The sequence below is a fragment of the Nocardia jiangxiensis NBRC 101359 genome (assembly GCF_000308615.1).
GTDB classification, from domain to species: domain Bacteria; phylum Actinomycetota; class Actinomycetes; order Mycobacteriales; family Mycobacteriaceae; genus Nocardia; species Nocardia jiangxiensis.
Genome location: NZ_BAGB01000047.1, coordinates 226,557 through 242,103, shown reverse-complemented (window position 1 = coordinate 242,103; position 15,547 = coordinate 226,557). Strand labels below are relative to the sequence as shown.

The window sequence follows — 15,547 nt, the reverse complement described above, 5'->3', positions numbered from 1 at the left end:
TACGAGTTGTCGGAGTACGAGAGCATCTGGAGCGATCTGCAGGGTGTCGCGTTCACCCAGGGATATCTGGACGTCGGCGGTGTGCGCACGCGCTACTGGCACGCGGGCGACAAGGCAAAACCGGCGCTGGTGCTGCTGCACGGGTCCGGCGGGCACGTCGAGGCATACTCCCGGAATCTCCAGGCGCACGCCGAACACTTCTCCACCTGGGTGATCGATATGCTCGGGCACGGTTACACCGCCCGGCCGGGGCACCCGCTCGAGGTGAAACACTATGTGGCACACCTGATCACGTTCCTGGACGCGGTCGGCGTCGAGCGGGCGAGCATCAGCGGTGAATCGCTCGGCGGCTGGGTGGCCACGCGCACCGCGATCGATCACCCCGATCGCGTCGAGCGGCTGGTGCTCAACACCGCCGGGGGATCGCAGGCCGATCCCGAGGTGATGAAACGCATCATCACGTTGTCCATGGCCGCGGTCACCGAACCGACCTGGGAGACGGTGCAGGCCCGGATCCGCTGGCTGATGGCCGACAAGACCAAGGATTACGACGACGTCGTCGCCAGTCGCCAGCGCATCTACCGTCAGCCGGGATTCGTCGAGGCCATGAGAGACATCATGGCGCTGCAGGATCCGGAAATCCGGCAGCGAAATCTGGTGTCCCCGCAGGACTACGGCCGGATCACCGCGCCGACCCTGGTGCTGTGGACCAGTGACGACCCCACCGCCGACGTCACCGAGGGACGCCGCATCGCCTCGATGATCCCGGGCGCGCGCTTCGAGGTGCTGCCGGACTGCGGGCACTGGCCGCAGTACGAGGATCCGAAGAGTTTCAACGCCCTGCATCTCGACTTCCTGCTGGGCGGGTAGATCGTGTCCGAGCAGTCCCCTTCCGCACCCGGCACCGACGTGGACGTGCTGGTGGTCGGCGCCGGCCCGGTCGGGCTGACGCTGGCGAACATCCTGGGTATGTACGGGGTGCGCACCCGTGTGGTCGAGGAACGTCCCACGCTGATCGACTATCCGCGCGGGGTCGGGCTGGACGACGAATCGCTGCGCACCTTCCAGTCCATCGGCCTGATCGAGCAGATCCTGCCGCACACCACGCCGAATCAGTTCATGCGATTCGTCGACGGCCGACGCCGGTTGCTCGCCGAAATCGCCCCCACCGACGCGCAATTCGGCTGGCCCAAGCGCAACGGTTTCGTGCAGCCGCTGGTGGACGCCGAACTGCTGGCCGGACTGTCCCGGTATCCGCACGTCGAGGTGGTCTGGGGCGCGGGGATGAGCTCGGCGACCGATTCGGGTGATCGGGTCGCTGCCGAACTCGTCACCGCCGCAGGCACTTCCGCAGTCACCGCCCGCTATCTGATCGGCTGTGACGGCGGCCGGAGTGCGACCCGGCGGCAGATGGGCGTCTCGTTCGAGGGCACCACCTCCTCGACCCGCTGGCTGGTGGTCGATCTGGCCACCGATCCGCTGGGCCATCCCAATCTCGAGGTGGCCGCCGATCCGGCCCGGCCGAATGTGTCGGTGTCCATCGCGCACGGTATCCGCCGCTTCGAATTCATGATCCACGACGACGAATCCGACGAGCTCGCCGAGGATCCCGCCTTCGCGCAGCGTCTGATCGCGCCGTTCGTGCCGCATCCCGATCGGCTCGAGGTCATCGGGCGACGGGTCTACACGCATCATTCCCGGATCGCGGGTTCCTTCCGCAACGGCCGGATGTTCCTGGCCGGTGACGCCGCGCATCTGATGCCGGTGTGGCAGGGGCAGGGGTACAACAGCGGTATCCGGGACGCGGCCAATCTCGGCTGGAAGCTCGCCGCGGTCGTCACGGGTAAGGCCGGAGACGGCCTGCTCGACAGCTACGATCTCGAACGCCGCAAACACGCGCGGGCGATGATCGACCTGTCCACCATGGTCGGCAAGGTGATCTCGCCGACCGACCACAGGGTCGCCGCGGTGCGCGACGTACTGGTTCGCGCGGCTGCCGCGATCCCGCCGGTGCGCCGGTACGTGCTGGGCATGCGGTTCAAGCCGATGCCGAAGTACGAACGCGGCGCGGTGGTGCACACCTGGTCTCGCACACCGAAATCCGCGGTGGGCACCTTGTTCATCCAGCCCCGGGTGGATACCCGCGATCAGTCGAACGTGCTGCTGGACGAGGTGCTCGGCCCCTGGTTCGCGGTGCTGTGCTGGAACAACGCACCCCGCCGGGTCCTCGGCGACGATCCGTTCGAACAGTGGAAGGCGTTGGGGGCCAGGTTCTTCGAGATCCTTCCGGTCAATCAGCTGCACTGGACCGGGCACGACGATCCGGATGTGACCGTGCTGGCCGATCGCGGTGGCGCGCTGAAGAAATGGTTCGACGGCGAGCAGGACTCGGTGCTGTTCCTGCGCCCGGACCGTTGTATCGCGGGCGCGACCATCGCCCAGCTCGCCCCGGAACTCAGCGCGGATCTGCTGCGCACCCTGGCCGTCGCCCCGGGAGGAGGACACGATGCCGCTGGCCCTGTGCTGCGTCTCGCACAGCCCTCTACTTGACCTGCCCGGACCGGACCGGGAGCTGCTCGACGATATCGGCGCGGCCCTGGACCGGGCCGCGGAATTCGTCCGCGAGTTCGATCCCGACCTGGTCGTGACGTTCTCGCCCGATCACTACAACGGGTTCTTCTACAAACTCATGCCGCCGTTCTGCATCGGCGCGGCGGCCTCGGGCGTCGGGGACTACGGCACCCATTCCGGACCGCTGGACGTGCCCGCGGATCTGGCCCGCGACCTGGCCGAATCGGTGCTGGATGCGGGCGTGGACGTCGCGATGTCGATGACCATGGAGGTCGACCACGGCACCGTGCAGCCCTTGCAGCGGCTGCTGGGCGCGGCCACCGCGCGGCCGGTGATTCCGATCTTCGTCAACTCGGTCGCGGTACCGCTCGGTCCGCTGCGTCGGGCCGCCGCGCTGGGGGCGGCGGTCGGCGATTACCTTGCGGGCCTTGGTAAACGGGTCCTGGTGGTGGGATCGGGCGGGTTGTCCCACGATCCGCCGGTGCCTGCCCTGGCCACCGCGACCGGTCCGGCCCGCGAACGAATTCTGCACGGCGGCACCATGTCCGCGCAGCAGCGCGCCGCGCGGCAGGAGCAGGTGATCGCGGCGGCACGCGAATTCGCTTCCGGGAGTGGGCAGTTGCGCTCACTCAACCCGGACTGGGACCGCCGGGTGCTCGCCGCGCTCGACGACGGGCGACTGGACGAGTTCGAGGACTGGTCCAATCCGTGGATCACCGAGGTTGCGGGCAATTCCGCGCACGAGGTGCGCACCTGGGTCGCGGCCTTCAGCGCACTCGCGAGCCAGGGCCGCTACCGGACCACCGTGCGCTACTACCGGCCCGCCCCCGCGCTGATCGCCGGATTCGCCGTGCGCACCGCGCTCCCGCAGCGCGATCTCGATTCGACCAGCAGGAGGCAGCCGTGACAGCAGAGAACACCGGCACCGGCACGCCGGAAAACGGTGCCGCACAACAGGATGACGCCTTCGACCGCACCGTGGACGTACTGGTGATCGGTTCCGGCGGCGGCGGAATGACCGCGGGTCTGGCCGCACAGGCCGCGGGTCTGCGCACCCTGATCGTCGAGAAGTCCGCGCACTACGGCGGATCCACCGCACTGTCCGGCGGCGGTATCTGGGTGCCGAACGCTCCCGCACAGGTCCGCGACGGCTACAGTCCCGACCCCGAGGGCGTGGTCGAATATCTGCGCACCATCACCCAGGGGCTGGTCACCGAGGAGCGGTTGCGGGCCTATGTGGACACCGCGCCGGAGATGATGGAATTCCTCGAGCGCAGCAGTGACTGGCTCGAATTCGTCTGGAAGCCGGGCTATGCCGACTACTACCCGGAACTCCCCGGTGGTTCGGGCGAGGGCAGCACGATCAATGTGCCGCCGATAGATCTGCGCAAGCTCGGCCCCGACGAGGAGCAGCTGCTGCATCCACTCGCGCTGGCTCCGAAGGGAATCTGGCTGGGGCCCAAGGATCTTCGGATGTTCTATCAGGTCCGGCAGAACTGGCGCGGTAAAGCGGTGCTGGTCAAGCTGGTGTGGCGGATGTTCCGCGCCAGGGTGTTCGGCGATCGCATCGCCGCGATCGGCCAGTCCCTGATGGCCCGGATGCGCCTGGCGCTGCGTGAACACGACGTGCCGCTGTGGCTCGACTCCCCGATGACCTCGCTGATCACCGGCCCGGACGGTCAGGTGCTGGGCGCGGTGATCGAGCAGGACGGTCGCGAACTGCGGGTGCGCGCCGAGGGCGGTGTCATCCTGGCGACCGGCGGATTCGAGCACGACATGGTGTGGCGCAAGGAGTTGTGCCCGGAGGTCGACCAGGACTGGAGTTTCGGCAACCCGGCCTCGATGGGCGACGGAATACGCGCGGGTCAGCAGGTCGGCGCGGACACCGATCTGCTGGACGAGGCGTGGTGGTTCCCGTCGATCCAATGGCCCGACGGCCGTATGCAATTCATGCTCAACGAGCGGATGATGCCCGCCCAGTTCATCGTCAACGGCGCGGGCGAGCGGTACATCAACGAGGCCGCGCCGTACATGGACTTCGGCCACGCGATGATCGAGGGGCAGCGCTCCGGCGTCACGCACATCCCGAGCTGGCTGATCACCGATGCGCGCTCCTGGCGCCGGTACGTCGTCGCCGGGCATCTGCCCATTCCGAAGGTTCCGTTCGCGCCGGTGCCGACGGGCGGGAAGATCCCGCAGGCGTGGCTGGACTCCGGCGTGGTCAAGCAGGCGAACTCGTGGGCGGAGCTGGCCGCGAAGATCGACGTGCCCGCCGACCGATTGGCGGCTACCGCAGCGCGTTTCAACGAACTCGCGCGCAACGGCCACGACGACGACTTCCAGCGCGGGGACAGCGTCTACGACAACTACTACGGCGACCCCACGCTGCCCAACCCCAACCTCCACCCGCTGGGCAAGCCGCCGTACTACGCGTTCCGGATGGTGCCGGGCGATCTGGGCACCTCCGGCGGTCTGCGCACCGACGAGTTCGCCCGGGTGCTGCGGGCGGACGGGACGGTCGTGGCCGGTCTGTACGCGACCGGGAACACGACCGCGGCGGTGATGGGCCGCAGCTATGCCGGGGCGGGGGCCACCATCGGTCCCGCGATGACCTTCGGATACATAGCGGCCCAGCACATTTCGGGGATAGACCGAGCCGACGACAGCGGTTCGGCACAGGTGACGAGCACCCATTCCAATGGAGGAAGTAAATGAAGATATCGCTGTTCTACGAATTCGCCCTGCCGCGGCCGTGGGTTCCCGACGACGAGCGGCAGATGTTCCAGGACGGACTGGACGAGGTCGAGGCCGCCGACAAGGCCGGCTTCTCCACGGTCTGGCTGACCGAGCACCACTTCCTCGAGGAGTACTGCCACTCCACCGCGCCCGAGATGTTCCTGGCCGCGGCGAGCCAGCGCACCAAGGACATTAGCCTCGGCTTCGGCGTCATGCACCTGCCGCCCGCGATCAACCACCCCGCGCGCGTCGCCGAGCGGGTCGCCTCACTGGACCTGATCTCGAACGGGCGTGTGGAATTCGGCACCGGCGAATCGTCCTCGGTGGGTGAGCTCGCCGGATTCAACATCGACCCGGCCGACAAGCGCGGCCAGTGGGAGGAGGCGCTCGACGTCGCCATCCGCTGCATGATCGAGGAGCCGTTCACCGGTTTCAAGGGCAACCACATCGAGATGCCCCCGCGCAACGTCGTGCCCAAGCCCGCGCAGCGTCCGCATCCGCCGGTGTGGGTGGCCTGTACCAGGCCCTCCTCGGTGCAGATGGCGGCCCAGAAGGGCATCGGCGCACTGAGTTTCGCGTACACCGGTCCCGGCCCGCTGGCCGAGCGCGTGCGCGGCTACTACCAGGAGTTCGAGGACAAGGCCGAGCCCACCATCCCGATCCTGAACCCGAACATCCTGGCCATCGGCGGCGATCTGTCGATGATGGTCGCCCCGACCGACGAGCAGGCCCTGCAACGCCTCGGCGTCGGCGGCGGGTTCTTCTCCTTCGGCATCATGCACTACTACATGACCGGCCAGCACATTCCGGGCCGCACCGGGGTGTGGGACCGCTACCTGGACGCGGTCAAGCAGGACGAGACCCTCGCCTATGGTCCGGGCCGCGGCGCGATCGGCTCGCCGGACACGGTGCGCGAATTCCTGCGCGGCTACGAGGAGAGCGGGGTCGACGAGATCATCCTGCTGCTCAATCCGCGCAGCCACGAGGGAACCATGGAGTCCATCGAGCTGATGGGCAAGCATGTGCTGCCCGAATTCATCGAACGCGACGAGAAGCAGGTCGCGGCGAAGGCCAAGCGGCTCGAGCCGGTCATCGAGAAGGTCGAGGCACGTCGTAAGCCCTTGGCCGCACCGGAATTCGACGAAACCTACTCCTTCGGCGGGCTGCCCACCGGCCGCGGCGGCAAGTTCACCGCGAGCGAGATTCCCGAGGCCATGGCCGAGATCAACGAGGGCCGGGTGCAGGCCGCCCAGCGCGCCAAGGACGAGCAGTAGCAGCACGGCGAAGACGAGGTATCCGAGATGGGACGAACAGATCAGCTGTGGCGGTACGACGGCCGCCGGGTCGTGGTGACCGGATGCTCCTCGGGCATCGGCGCGTGTGTCGCCGAGCAGGTCCGCGACCTGGGTGGCACGGTGATCGGCCTGGATGTGGCCGAGCCCTCCGGGGAACTCGACGAGTTCCACCGGGTGGACATGGCCGACGCCGCATCGATCGATCGTGCCGTCGCGGCGATCGGCGCCCCGCTGGACGCGTTGTTCAACGTCGCCGGGGTGTCCTCGGGCATCGGGGATCCGCTCGAGGTCGTCACCATCAATTTCCTGGGCCTGCGCCGGTTCACCGAGGCGCTGGCCGAGCGGATGGGCCCGGATTCGACGATCGTGAGCGTGTCCTCCCTGGCCGCATCCGGGTACCTCGACCATCGCGAGCAGTCCGACGGGCTGCTCGCGACCGCCGACATCGACGACGGGATCGCTTGGTGCACGAGCCATCCCGAGGCGATCGCGGACGGCGGATACCGGTTGTCCAAGGAGGCGATCATCTACTACACGATGCGCAACGCCGTACCCCTCGGGGCGCGGGGCATCCGGATCAACTGCACCGGTCCGGGGGTCACCGAGACCCCCATCCTGGACCAACTGCGCTCGGCGTACGGGCCGCAGTATCTCGACACCATCCCCAAACCGCTCGGCCGCGTCTGCGAGCCGGCCGAGCAGGCGGCCGTCCTGGTGTTCCTCAACAGCCAGGCTGCCAGCTATGTGCACGGCCAGGTGCTGTGGGTGGACGGCGGCAATGTGGCCGCGCGCATCGCGGGCACACCCACCACAGAAGGAGAGGCATAGTGGCCACCCTGACCGAATTCCGGCGCGTCGCCGAACAAGTGCGCAACTGGGGCCGCTGGGGCGCGGCCGACGAACTCGGCACGCTCAACTTCATCACCCCGGACAAGATCGCCGAGGCGGCGAAGCTGGTGCGGCACGGGCGGGTGTTCCCGCTCGGGGTCGACTTCGACTCCTCGGGTCCGCAGGGGGCGTTCAAGTTCCGGCAGAACCCGGTGCATGTGATGACCGTCGACGGCGGCGACGCCCGCACGATGGCCGAGTACGGACCACAGTGGGCGCGTAACGGATTCGGGCAGGAGTTCGGCGGTTTCTTTGCCGGAGAGGACAATCCGTTCCGGTTCAACGACGACATGATCGTCATGCCGTTGCAGGCGGCCACGCAGTGGGACGCCCTGTCGCACGTCTACTACGACGACAAGCTGTACAACGGCTTCCCGGCCGATTCGGTCACCAGCGCCGGGGCGTTCCACTGCGGTATCGACAAGGTCGACGGCAAGGGCATCACCACCCGCGGCGTACTGCTGGATCTGGTGCGCCATCGCGGCGCGGACGTCTTCCTCGAGCCCGGAAACCCGATCACCCCGGACGAATTGGACGAGGTGGCCAAGGCCCAGGGCGTCGAGATCGGCCGGGGTGACATCGTGCTCGTGCGCACCGGCTGGTGGTCCCGGTTCCAGGAGACTCGCGACGGCGCGGAGCCGTATTCGGGCCTGGACTGGATGTGCGCCAAGTGGTTGCACGAACGCGAGGTCGCCGCCGTGGCCGCGGACAACCTGATGGTCGAGGACGTGGTGTCCGGCGTCGAGGGCACCTTCCTGCCGATGCACATGCTGTGCCTGCGCGATATCGGCCTGATGCTCGGCGAGTACTGGGATCTCACCGCCCTGGCCGCGGATTGCGCCGCCGACGGCGTGTACGAATTCCAGCTCGTCGCACCGCCGTTGCGGGTGGTCGGCGCGGTCGGCTCCCCGATCAACCCCATCGCGATCAAGTAACCGAGCCTGGAGGTTTCGATGTAGCGGTTCTCCCGCCTGAAGGCGGGAGATTTCCAGCTCAGACCGCAACCGAACCATCCACCCGCAGGAGGTGATCCGATTGTCTGACGTCTTCGACACTGACGTGGCCCCGTTCTGCCACGGCCAGAATCACTCTGGCAGCGTTTCGGTCCCGGCTGTCGGCGTAACCGCAGTCCGGGCACCGGAAGTTCCTCTCGTGCAGTTCGAGTCGCTTGGTTCTCGCGAAACACTGGCTGCACGTCATGGTCGTGTATGCGGGCCGGACCATCACCACCTTCCGCCCGGCCCGCCTGGCACGCTCGATCAGTTCACGCTTGGCCGCACTGATCGCGGCGTCAGCGGCTTTGCGCGCCAGGGTCGACTTGGCCAGGAACCTCGGTTCGAAATCCTCGATGGCGATCAGGTCATGGTGGTCGACAACGCATTTGGTCCACACCCGCGAGTCGTGGGCGGTTCGGCGGGCAGCCTTCTTCGCCAGCCGGGCAACATGCCGCTTGGCCTCGGCATAGCCCCGCGACTGCGAGCGGCCCTTGCGGTGACGTCGCGCCATCGTGCGTTGCGCCCTCGCCAACTCCGCAGCGCATCGCCTGCGATGGCCGAGATGCGGGAGATCGAAGAAAGGATCGGTGGTCGTCGCCGTGGTGGTCACACCCCAATCAATCCCGATATTGCCCTGACCGTGCGGATGAGGCCGGATCTCACGGCGCACGACGAACGAGGCGTACCAGTGCCCGAGACTGTCCCGACTGACGCGAACCGACGTCGGCTCGGACGGCAAATCGCGCGACCAGACAACCGGAACCGTAACGTCTTTCGGCAACACCAAGCGGCCCGCACGGATCGAGAACCCTCGCCTCGTGTACTCCAGCGACGGCTGAGAACTCTTGCGGGACTTGATCTTCGGACGACCACGCCCCTTCACCGTAAAGGACTGATCCAACGCTCGCGCGTAATCACGCAGCATCTGCTGCTGGGCGACCTGCGAACCCTCGCGCAGCCACGGCATCGCCCCTCGTGCCCGGGTCAGCAGCTTCCCGAGCTTAGCGAACGTCGGTTTCTGCCCGGATCTCTGCTGGTGGACTGCTTCGTTCCACAACCATCGACAGCGCCCCCAGTCGGCCAGCAGCGCTTTCTCGGCGGCGCGCCCGGGCCGAAGCCGGTACGTGTACCGCACCACCTCATCCATTCGAACATACTATCGAAAGGTGCTGTTATGCGACACAAACGACACCCCCACCTATTGCTCTCTGCCGTCAACGACCTTGTATCCAAGGCGGATGCCCGATGACTGCAACTACGACCAGTGTGAACCCTGTCGCGGACCACGACGGGCGGCCGTTCGTCGTCGGCCTCGGCGGGACGTTGCGCGCGGGCTCGTCGACCGAGCGGGCGCTGCGGCACTGCCTGGCGGCGGTCGAGCGGCAGGGCGGTCGCACCGCGTTGTTCTGCGGCGCGGATATCAACCTGCCCATGTACAACCCGCACGATCCGGATCGCACGCCGGAGGCGATCGCGCTGATCGAGGCGTTGCGGAGTGCGGACGCCGTGGTGATCGGCTCGCCCGGTTACCACGGCGGCATCTCCGGACTGGTGAAGAACGCCCTGGACTACATCGAGGATCTGCGGGGTGACCCGACGGTGTATCTGGACAACAAACCGTTGGGCTGCATCACCTGTGCCTTCGGCTGGCAGGCCGCGGTGGGCACGCTGGGGCAGCTGCGGGCGATCGGGCACGCCCTGCGCGCGTGGCCGACTCCGCTCGGCGTGCCGATCAACTCGGCCGATCCGATCTGGGATGCCGAGGGAAATCTGTCCGACGACACCGTCGCCGCGCAGCTGGAACTGCTCGCGACCCAGGTGCTCACCTTCGCCCCGGCGGGCGGTGCGCGGGCGTGAGGCCCCGGACACCGGACCCGGCCGCGGTGCGCGCGGCGATCACCGCGCTGCGCCGCGGTCGAATGGTGTTGCTGGTCAGCGAGATCGACGGCGGGTATCGCGGTGATCTGGTGCTGGCGGCCGAGCGGGCCACGGCCCAGTCGGTCGATCTGCTCACCGGTATCGGTCGCGGACTGGTCCAGGTGGCCATGCGTTCATCGGAGCTGGATCGGCTCGAGATACCGCCCGCCGATCCCGCCATGACCGGGCCGGGCCGGGCACGGTTCCGGGTTCCGGTGGGTGCGGCCGCGACCGGCGCGCACGCGTCGCAGCGGGCGAAAACCATTCGCGCCCTGGCTGATCCGTCGAGTACGCCGGGTAGTTTCGGTCGGCTCGGGCACGTGTTCCCGCTCGGTTGCGCGGAGCGGGGCGTACTGGACGCGCCCGCGCCGCCCGAGGCGGCGATGGATCTGGCCGAGCAGGCGGGTATGTCGCCCGCGGGTGTGCTGTGTGAGGTGTGCGGGGCCGACGGGGAAGCGGCCCGGCTCTCCGAACTGCTCGAACTCGGCAGCGTGCACGGGCTGCCGGTGGTCTCGATCGAGGATCTGATCGCCTATCGGCGGCGCGAGCTGTGCCGGGTGGAACGTCGCGGTGTGGCGCGAATCCCGTTGCCGGTGGGTGAATTTCGCGCGGTCGGATTCATCGACGGGCTCGGTCGCGACCACATCGCCTTCGTGCACGGCCAGCCCCGGGCCGATCGCGTGCCGCTGGTGCGGGTGCATATGGAATGCCTGTTCGGCGATACGCTGGGCTCACTGTTCTGCGACTGCGGGGCGAAGGTCGATCGCGCGCTGGAGCTGATCGCGCGGGCGGGACACGGCGTGCTGGTCTATGTGCGCTCCCGCGACGCGGTGTTGCGCGGCCTGCCGAGCCTGCTGTCCGAAGGTGACACCCACACTGCCGCAGCGCATCCGGTGGATCCGGGCGATCTGCTGTCGGCGTTCGAGATCCTGGACGAGCTCGGCATGCACGAGATCCGCCTGCTCACCGCCGCCGACGAGGACGACTTCACCCCCGATCAGGTCCGCATCCTGGACCGGATCGCACTGCCCGATGACCTGCCCGGCGCAGGACGGGTCCGGCTACCGGTCCGGCCCGGCGCCTCGCACGCTGCCGGTCCGATGGGGAGGGTCTCGTGATGCGCAGAGACGGCGCGCAGACCCGGTCCTGCGGGGCGGTATCCGAGAACCGCCGAGAACTATGCGCCGTAAGGCTTGTGGCACGCATCTGCGGGGCGGGCGGGTGCCCGCACCGCAGCCGACAGGGAAAGGGCACCGCCGATGAATCAGGAATCGGCCGTACCGCGCACACGCGGCGCACAGCGCAGAACATTGATCGTGGACGGTTCGGTGACCAGCTATCTGGAGGCCGGAACCGGTGAGCCGGTCGTACTGCTGCACGGCGGTGAATTCGGCGCGGGCGCCGAAGTCGGCTGGGAACACACCATCGATGCGCTCGCGCAACGCTATCGCGTGCTGGCCCCGGACATGCTGGGGTTCGGCGAGTCGGCCAAGGTGATCGACTTCACCGACGGCCGGGGCCTGCGAATCCGGCACATCGCACGGTTTCTCGAGCTGTTGGGCGTGGAATCCGCGCATTTCGTGGGCAATTCGATGGGCGCGGTGAACATGTTCGCCGATATCACCTCCGCGACGCCGCGCCTGCCGATGCGCAGTATGGTCGCGATCTGCGGCGGCGGGGAGATCCAGAGCAACGAGCACATGCGTGCGCTCTACGACTACGACGCCACGCCGGAAGCCATGCGGAGGATCGTCACCGCGCTGTTCCACTCGGAGAAGTATCCCGCCGACGAGCAGTACGTGCGTCGGCGGTACGAGGCGAGTATCGCCCCGGGAGCGTGGGAAGCGTTGGCGGCGGCGCGTTTTCGCCGTCCCGGTGCCGACGCGCCGTCCGGGCCATCGAGTCACCGTGCGTACGAACGCATCTCGATTCCGGTCCTGGTGGTCGAGGGCGGCTGCGACAAGCTCCTGCCGCCCGGCTGGGCCGCCGTGATCGCCGGGGCGATCGCCCGCGGACGACACACGGTCGTCCCGGAGGCCGGGCACTGCCCGCAGATCGAGCAGCCCGAGGTGGTCAACGAGTTGTTGCTGACCTTCCTGGACGAGCAGTCCCGCACGACCACCGAGTCCGACCGGCCCGCCCCGCTACGGGCCTGACATCGCAGACCGCGAGTTCGGCTGTGGCCGAACCGAATCGAAAGGATCGCAAGCATGATCGACGAACTGGCCGGAAAGGTCGCCGTCGTCACCGGCGGAGCCTCCGGAATCGGCCGCGCGACGGTGACGAAACTGGTTGCCGAGGGCGCGAAGGTGGTCATGGGCGACCTGGACCCCGAGCGCGGTGCGGCCTCGGTCGCCGAACACGGTGACTCGGCGGTCTTCCTGCAGACCGACGTCTCCGATCCGGCGCAGGTCGAACGGCTGGTCGAGCATGCGGTGCAGACTTTCGGCGGACTGCACGTCATGTGCAACAACGCGGGCATTCCCGGCACGATGCATCCGAGCCTGCTGCTGGACGATCTCGCCGATTTCCACCGGGTGCTCGGGGTGAATCTGCTCGGCGTGATGGCGGGCACCAAGTTCGCCGCGCGGCATATGGCCGAGCACGGCGGTGGGTCGGTCATCAACGTCTCCTCGGTCGGTGGCCTGCAGGCGGGCGGGGGAGTGCAGACCTATCGCGCGTCCAAGGCCGCGGTCATCCACTTCACCAAATCGGCCGCGATCGAGTTGGCGCAGTACGACATTCGGGTGAACTGCCTCGCACCCGGCAATATCCCGACCGCGCTGCTGACCACCTCGGCCGCCGGCATGCCGCCGGACAAGGTGGAGCGGTTCGCCAAGGCGGTGCGCGCGTCGATGAACAACGACCGGCCGCTGCCGCGGGAGGGTGAGCCCGAACATGTCGCGGATGCGGTGGTTTATCTGGCTGGTGACCGGTCGCTGTACGTCACCGGCACGGTCCTGCCGATCGACGGTGGCACGACCGCGGGTAAGCCGCTCGAGCCCCGGAGGAAGCCCGAGGAACGCACGCCTGCCGAACCGAATTCGGCCGCTCGGCCGGTCGCGTCGAAAAACTGAGCCGCCGCGGATCTCTCATTTCTAAGTCAATCAGTTGACTTAAGACTCTTCGAGGCGTTGACTGGAGGTAATCCCATGATCGGATATGAGAACAGTATTCTCCGCTGTCCGATCGACCACGGTCGGCGTTCGGGCCGGACCGCATATCCGAAGGGGCACATGATGGGATCCGTTCGTTCCCAGCGCGTGGACAGCACGCGCGAAGCCATCCTCACCGCCGCGGAACGCCTGTTCGCCGAGCGGGGGATCGCGGCGGTGTCGAACCGTCAGGTGAGCGAGGCCGCGGGCCAGGGCAACAACACCGCGGTCGGCTACCACTTCGGCGGGAAGGCCGATCTGGTGCGCGCGATCGTGCGCAAACATCACGCGTCCACCGAACAGCTGTGCCGGGAGATGGTCTCGCGGCTGGACGCCGACGCCGGACTGCGGGACTTGGTGGGCTGTCTGGTCCGCCCGATCACCGAACATCTGGCGGCACTGGGCAATCCGACGTGGTACGCGCGCTTCAGCGCGCAGATCATGCCCGATCCGGTATTCCGTGATCTCATCTCGGACGAGTCGCTGGCCTCCCCGTCGGTGGTGCGCATCGTGGACGGTCTGCAGCGCTGTCTGCCGGAGTTGTCGCCGCAGCTGCACCGGGAGCGAAACGCTATGGCGCGCTTGCTGATCGTGCACAGCTGCGCCGAACGCGAGCGCGCGCTCGCGGACGACACCCTGGTTTACCGCACGAGCTGGGAACAGGCCGCGGTCGGCCTGATCGATGCGATCACCGGGCTGTATCTGGCCCCGGTCACTCGGTGAGCTGCATCGAACCCGGCACGCGCAGAGAGGAATTCGTGATATGACCACATCCACCCGGACTCGCCGCACGGGGGTGCTCGTCGTCGGCGCCTCGGTTTCGGGGCTGAACACGGTGGAAGCGTTGCGTCGCCGGGGTTTTCGCGATCGCATCACGGTTGTCGGCGACGAGCCGCATCTGCCCTACGATCGTCCGCCGCTGTCCAAGCAGATCCTCTCCGGCGCTTGGCGTCCGGAGCGCACGCTGCTGCGTGCGCCGCGCATGCTGGCCGATCTGGATATGGAGCTGCTGCTGGGGCATCGTGCACTGGCACTGGATCTGCCGACGCGCACGGTGCAGACCACCGCGGGTCCGATCACCGCCGACGCCATCGTGATCGCCACCGGCGCAACGCCTCGCACACTACCGGTGCCCGAGGGGGTGCGCGGGGTACACGTGCTGCGCACCCTGGACGACGCCCTCGCGCTGCGCGACGAATTCGCCGCGGGCCCGCGCGTGGTCGTCGTCGGCGAGGGTGTGCTGGGTGCCGAAATCTCGGCCACGGCACGACAATCCGGCCTGGACGTCACCATGACCGGACCGCTGCACGCACCGATGGCCGCGCAACTCGGCGATCTGGTCGCCGGACAGCTGGCGGACCTGCACACCCGGCACGGGGTCGCACTGCGGCTCGGAGTCGGGGTGCAGAGCATCCTCGGCGAGCACGGCCGGGTATCCGGTGTGCGCCTGGCGGATTCCCGAACGCTGCCCGCCGATCTGGTGGTCGTGGCCATCGGTGCGGTCCCCGCGACGGACTGGCTCGTCGGCAGCGGACTGACTCTCGATCGTGGCGTGGTTTGCGATGCGCGCTGCCGCGCGGCCGAGGGCGTCCACGCGGTCGGCGACGTCGCCCGCTGGCACGACCGTGGCACGAATACCGCTGTGCGCCTGGAGAATCGCACGCACGCGGCGGAACAGGCCGCGGTGGTCGCGGCCAACATCCTCGGCGCGGAGGATGTCTACCAGCCGATTCCGTACTTCTGGACCGATCAGTACGAGGTCAAGATCCAGGTGCACGGCACCGTCCCACCCGATGCGCGCGCCACCGTCGTGGAGGGTGATCCCGCACAGGGCCGCTTCCTGGTGCGGTACGAACGCGACGCCGTCCCGACCGCGGTGCTCGGCTGGAATATGCCCAAACAAGCCCGCATGCAACGCCAGATCCTGCTGGACGCGCAGTCCGCATCCGGTCCGGCGCTGACATCCGCGCACTCATCCTAGGAAGTAGGT

General features: G+C 67.9%; 14 protein-coding genes. 13 read left to right on the top strand and 1 reads right to left on the bottom strand.

The features are described 5' to 3' along the window. Positions 1-6: 6 nt before the first annotated feature. From ON40_RS21540 to ON40_RS21510, 7 genes are read left to right on the top strand one after another with little or no spacing between them, the layout of a single operon-like run. Complete coding sequence (locus tag ON40_RS21540; protein WP_040825981.1) at positions 7-870, top strand: alpha/beta fold hydrolase; 864 nt, start codon at positions 7-9, stop codon at positions 868-870. 3 nt (positions 871-873) lie between these two features. Continuing rightward, positions 874-2,550 (top strand): bifunctional 3-(3-hydroxy-phenyl)propionate/3-hydroxycinnamic acid hydroxylase, encoded by a 1,677-nt coding sequence (locus ON40_RS21535; protein ID WP_040825456.1) that lies wholly within the window; start codon positions 874-876, stop codon positions 2,548-2,550. Further along, the gene (locus ON40_RS21530; RefSeq protein ID WP_051193381.1) at positions 2,507-3,478 is read left to right on the top strand and encodes a 3-carboxyethylcatechol 2,3-dioxygenase; all 972 of its coding nucleotides are present in this window, start codon (positions 2,507-2,509) and stop codon (positions 3,476-3,478) included. The genes ON40_RS21535 and ON40_RS21530 overlap by 44 nt, the downstream gene beginning before the upstream one ends. Further along, the gene (locus ON40_RS21525) at positions 3,475-5,286 is read left to right on the top strand and encodes an FAD-binding protein (RefSeq protein ID WP_083895821.1); all 1,812 of its coding nucleotides are present in this window, start codon (positions 3,475-3,477) and stop codon (positions 5,284-5,286) included. Before ON40_RS21530 ends, ON40_RS21525 begins: the two co-directional genes overlap by 4 nt. Next, positions 5,283-6,581, top strand: coding sequence for an LLM class flavin-dependent oxidoreductase (locus ON40_RS21520; RefSeq protein ID WP_040825454.1), 1,299 nt, complete (start codon positions 5,283-5,285; stop codon positions 6,579-6,581). The genes ON40_RS21525 and ON40_RS21520 overlap by 4 nt, the downstream gene beginning before the upstream one ends. 27 nt (positions 6,582-6,608) lie before the next feature. Continuing rightward, on the top strand, positions 6,609-7,430 hold the full coding sequence (locus ON40_RS21515; RefSeq protein WP_040825453.1) for a coniferyl-alcohol dehydrogenase: 822 nt from the start codon (positions 6,609-6,611) through the stop codon (positions 7,428-7,430). Further along, positions 7,430-8,425: a cyclase family protein gene (locus tag ON40_RS21510; RefSeq protein WP_040825452.1), complete on the top strand. Its 996-nt coding sequence runs from the start codon at positions 7,430-7,432 to the stop codon at positions 8,423-8,425. Before ON40_RS21515 ends, ON40_RS21510 begins: the two co-directional genes overlap by 1 nt. 58 nt (positions 8,426-8,483) lie before the next feature. Here the strand turns inward: ON40_RS21510 and ON40_RS21505 are convergent, their stop codons facing one another. Further along, the gene (locus ON40_RS21505) at positions 8,484-9,632 is read right to left on the bottom strand and encodes an RNA-guided endonuclease InsQ/TnpB family protein (RefSeq protein ID WP_040825450.1); all 1,149 of its coding nucleotides are present in this window, start codon (positions 9,630-9,632) and stop codon (positions 8,484-8,486) included. A 98-nt stretch (positions 9,633-9,730) separates the two neighbouring features. On the opposite strand from ON40_RS21505, the gene ON40_RS21500 reads away from it, so the two are divergent. The 6 genes from ON40_RS21500 to ON40_RS21475 all read left to right on the top strand — a co-directional run bounded on the left by ON40_RS21500 (position 9,731) and on the right by ON40_RS21475 (position 15,538). Next, positions 9,731-10,342: an NADPH-dependent FMN reductase gene (locus ON40_RS21500; RefSeq protein ID WP_051193380.1), complete on the top strand. Its 612-nt coding sequence runs from the start codon at positions 9,731-9,733 to the stop codon at positions 10,340-10,342. Continuing rightward, positions 10,339-11,520, top strand: a complete 1,182-nt coding sequence (locus ON40_RS21495; protein WP_157186364.1) for a 3,4-dihydroxy-2-butanone-4-phosphate synthase — start codon at positions 10,339-10,341, stop codon at positions 11,518-11,520. The genes ON40_RS21500 and ON40_RS21495 overlap by 4 nt, the downstream gene beginning before the upstream one ends. Positions 11,521-11,661: 141 nt before the next feature. Further along, positions 11,662-12,558, top strand: coding sequence for an alpha/beta fold hydrolase (locus ON40_RS21490; RefSeq protein ID WP_051193378.1), 897 nt, complete (start codon positions 11,662-11,664; stop codon positions 12,556-12,558). 54 nt (positions 12,559-12,612) lie between these two features. Continuing rightward, positions 12,613-13,479, top strand: a complete 867-nt coding sequence (locus ON40_RS21485) for an SDR family NAD(P)-dependent oxidoreductase (protein WP_040825446.1) — start codon at positions 12,613-12,615, stop codon at positions 13,477-13,479. A 162-nt stretch (positions 13,480-13,641) separates the two neighbouring features. Continuing rightward, positions 13,642-14,280 carry a TetR/AcrR family transcriptional regulator gene (locus ON40_RS21480; protein ID WP_245567919.1) on the top strand — a complete coding sequence of 213 codons (639 nt, stop codon included), beginning with the start codon at positions 13,642-13,644 and terminating at the stop codon, positions 14,278-14,280. Between the two features lie 40 nt (positions 14,281-14,320). Next, positions 14,321-15,538: an NAD(P)/FAD-dependent oxidoreductase gene (locus tag ON40_RS21475; RefSeq protein ID WP_040825444.1), complete on the top strand. Its 1,218-nt coding sequence runs from the start codon at positions 14,321-14,323 to the stop codon at positions 15,536-15,538. Positions 15,539-15,547: the final 9 nt, after the last annotated feature.

Bases quoted from the DNA above. Each gene is read 5' to 3' on its own strand.
- ON40_RS21530 (WP_051193381.1), top strand. From the start codon at position 2,507: ATGCCGCTGGCCCTGTGCTGCGTCTCGCACAGCCCTCTACTTGACCTG.
- ON40_RS21520 (WP_040825454.1), top strand. From the start codon at position 5,283: ATGAAGATATCGCTGTTCTACGAATTCGCCCTGCCGCGGCCGTGGGTT.
- ON40_RS21515 (WP_040825453.1), top strand. From the start codon at position 6,609: ATGGGACGAACAGATCAGCTGTGGCGGTACGACGGCCGCCGGGTCGTG.
- ON40_RS21505 (WP_040825450.1), bottom strand. From the start codon at position 9,632: ATGGATGAGGTGGTGCGGTACACGTACCGGCTTCGGCCCGGGCGCGCC.
- ON40_RS21500 (WP_051193380.1), top strand. From the start codon at position 9,731: ATGACTGCAACTACGACCAGTGTGAACCCTGTCGCGGACCACGACGGG.
- ON40_RS21490 (WP_051193378.1), top strand. From the start codon at position 11,662: ATGAATCAGGAATCGGCCGTACCGCGCACACGCGGCGCACAGCGCAGA.
- ON40_RS21485 (WP_040825446.1), top strand. From the start codon at position 12,613: ATGATCGACGAACTGGCCGGAAAGGTCGCCGTCGTCACCGGCGGAGCC.
- ON40_RS21480 (WP_245567919.1), top strand. From the start codon at position 13,642: ATGGGATCCGTTCGTTCCCAGCGCGTGGACAGCACGCGCGAAGCCATC.
- ON40_RS21475 (WP_040825444.1), top strand. From the start codon at position 14,321: ATGACCACATCCACCCGGACTCGCCGCACGGGGGTGCTCGTCGTCGGC.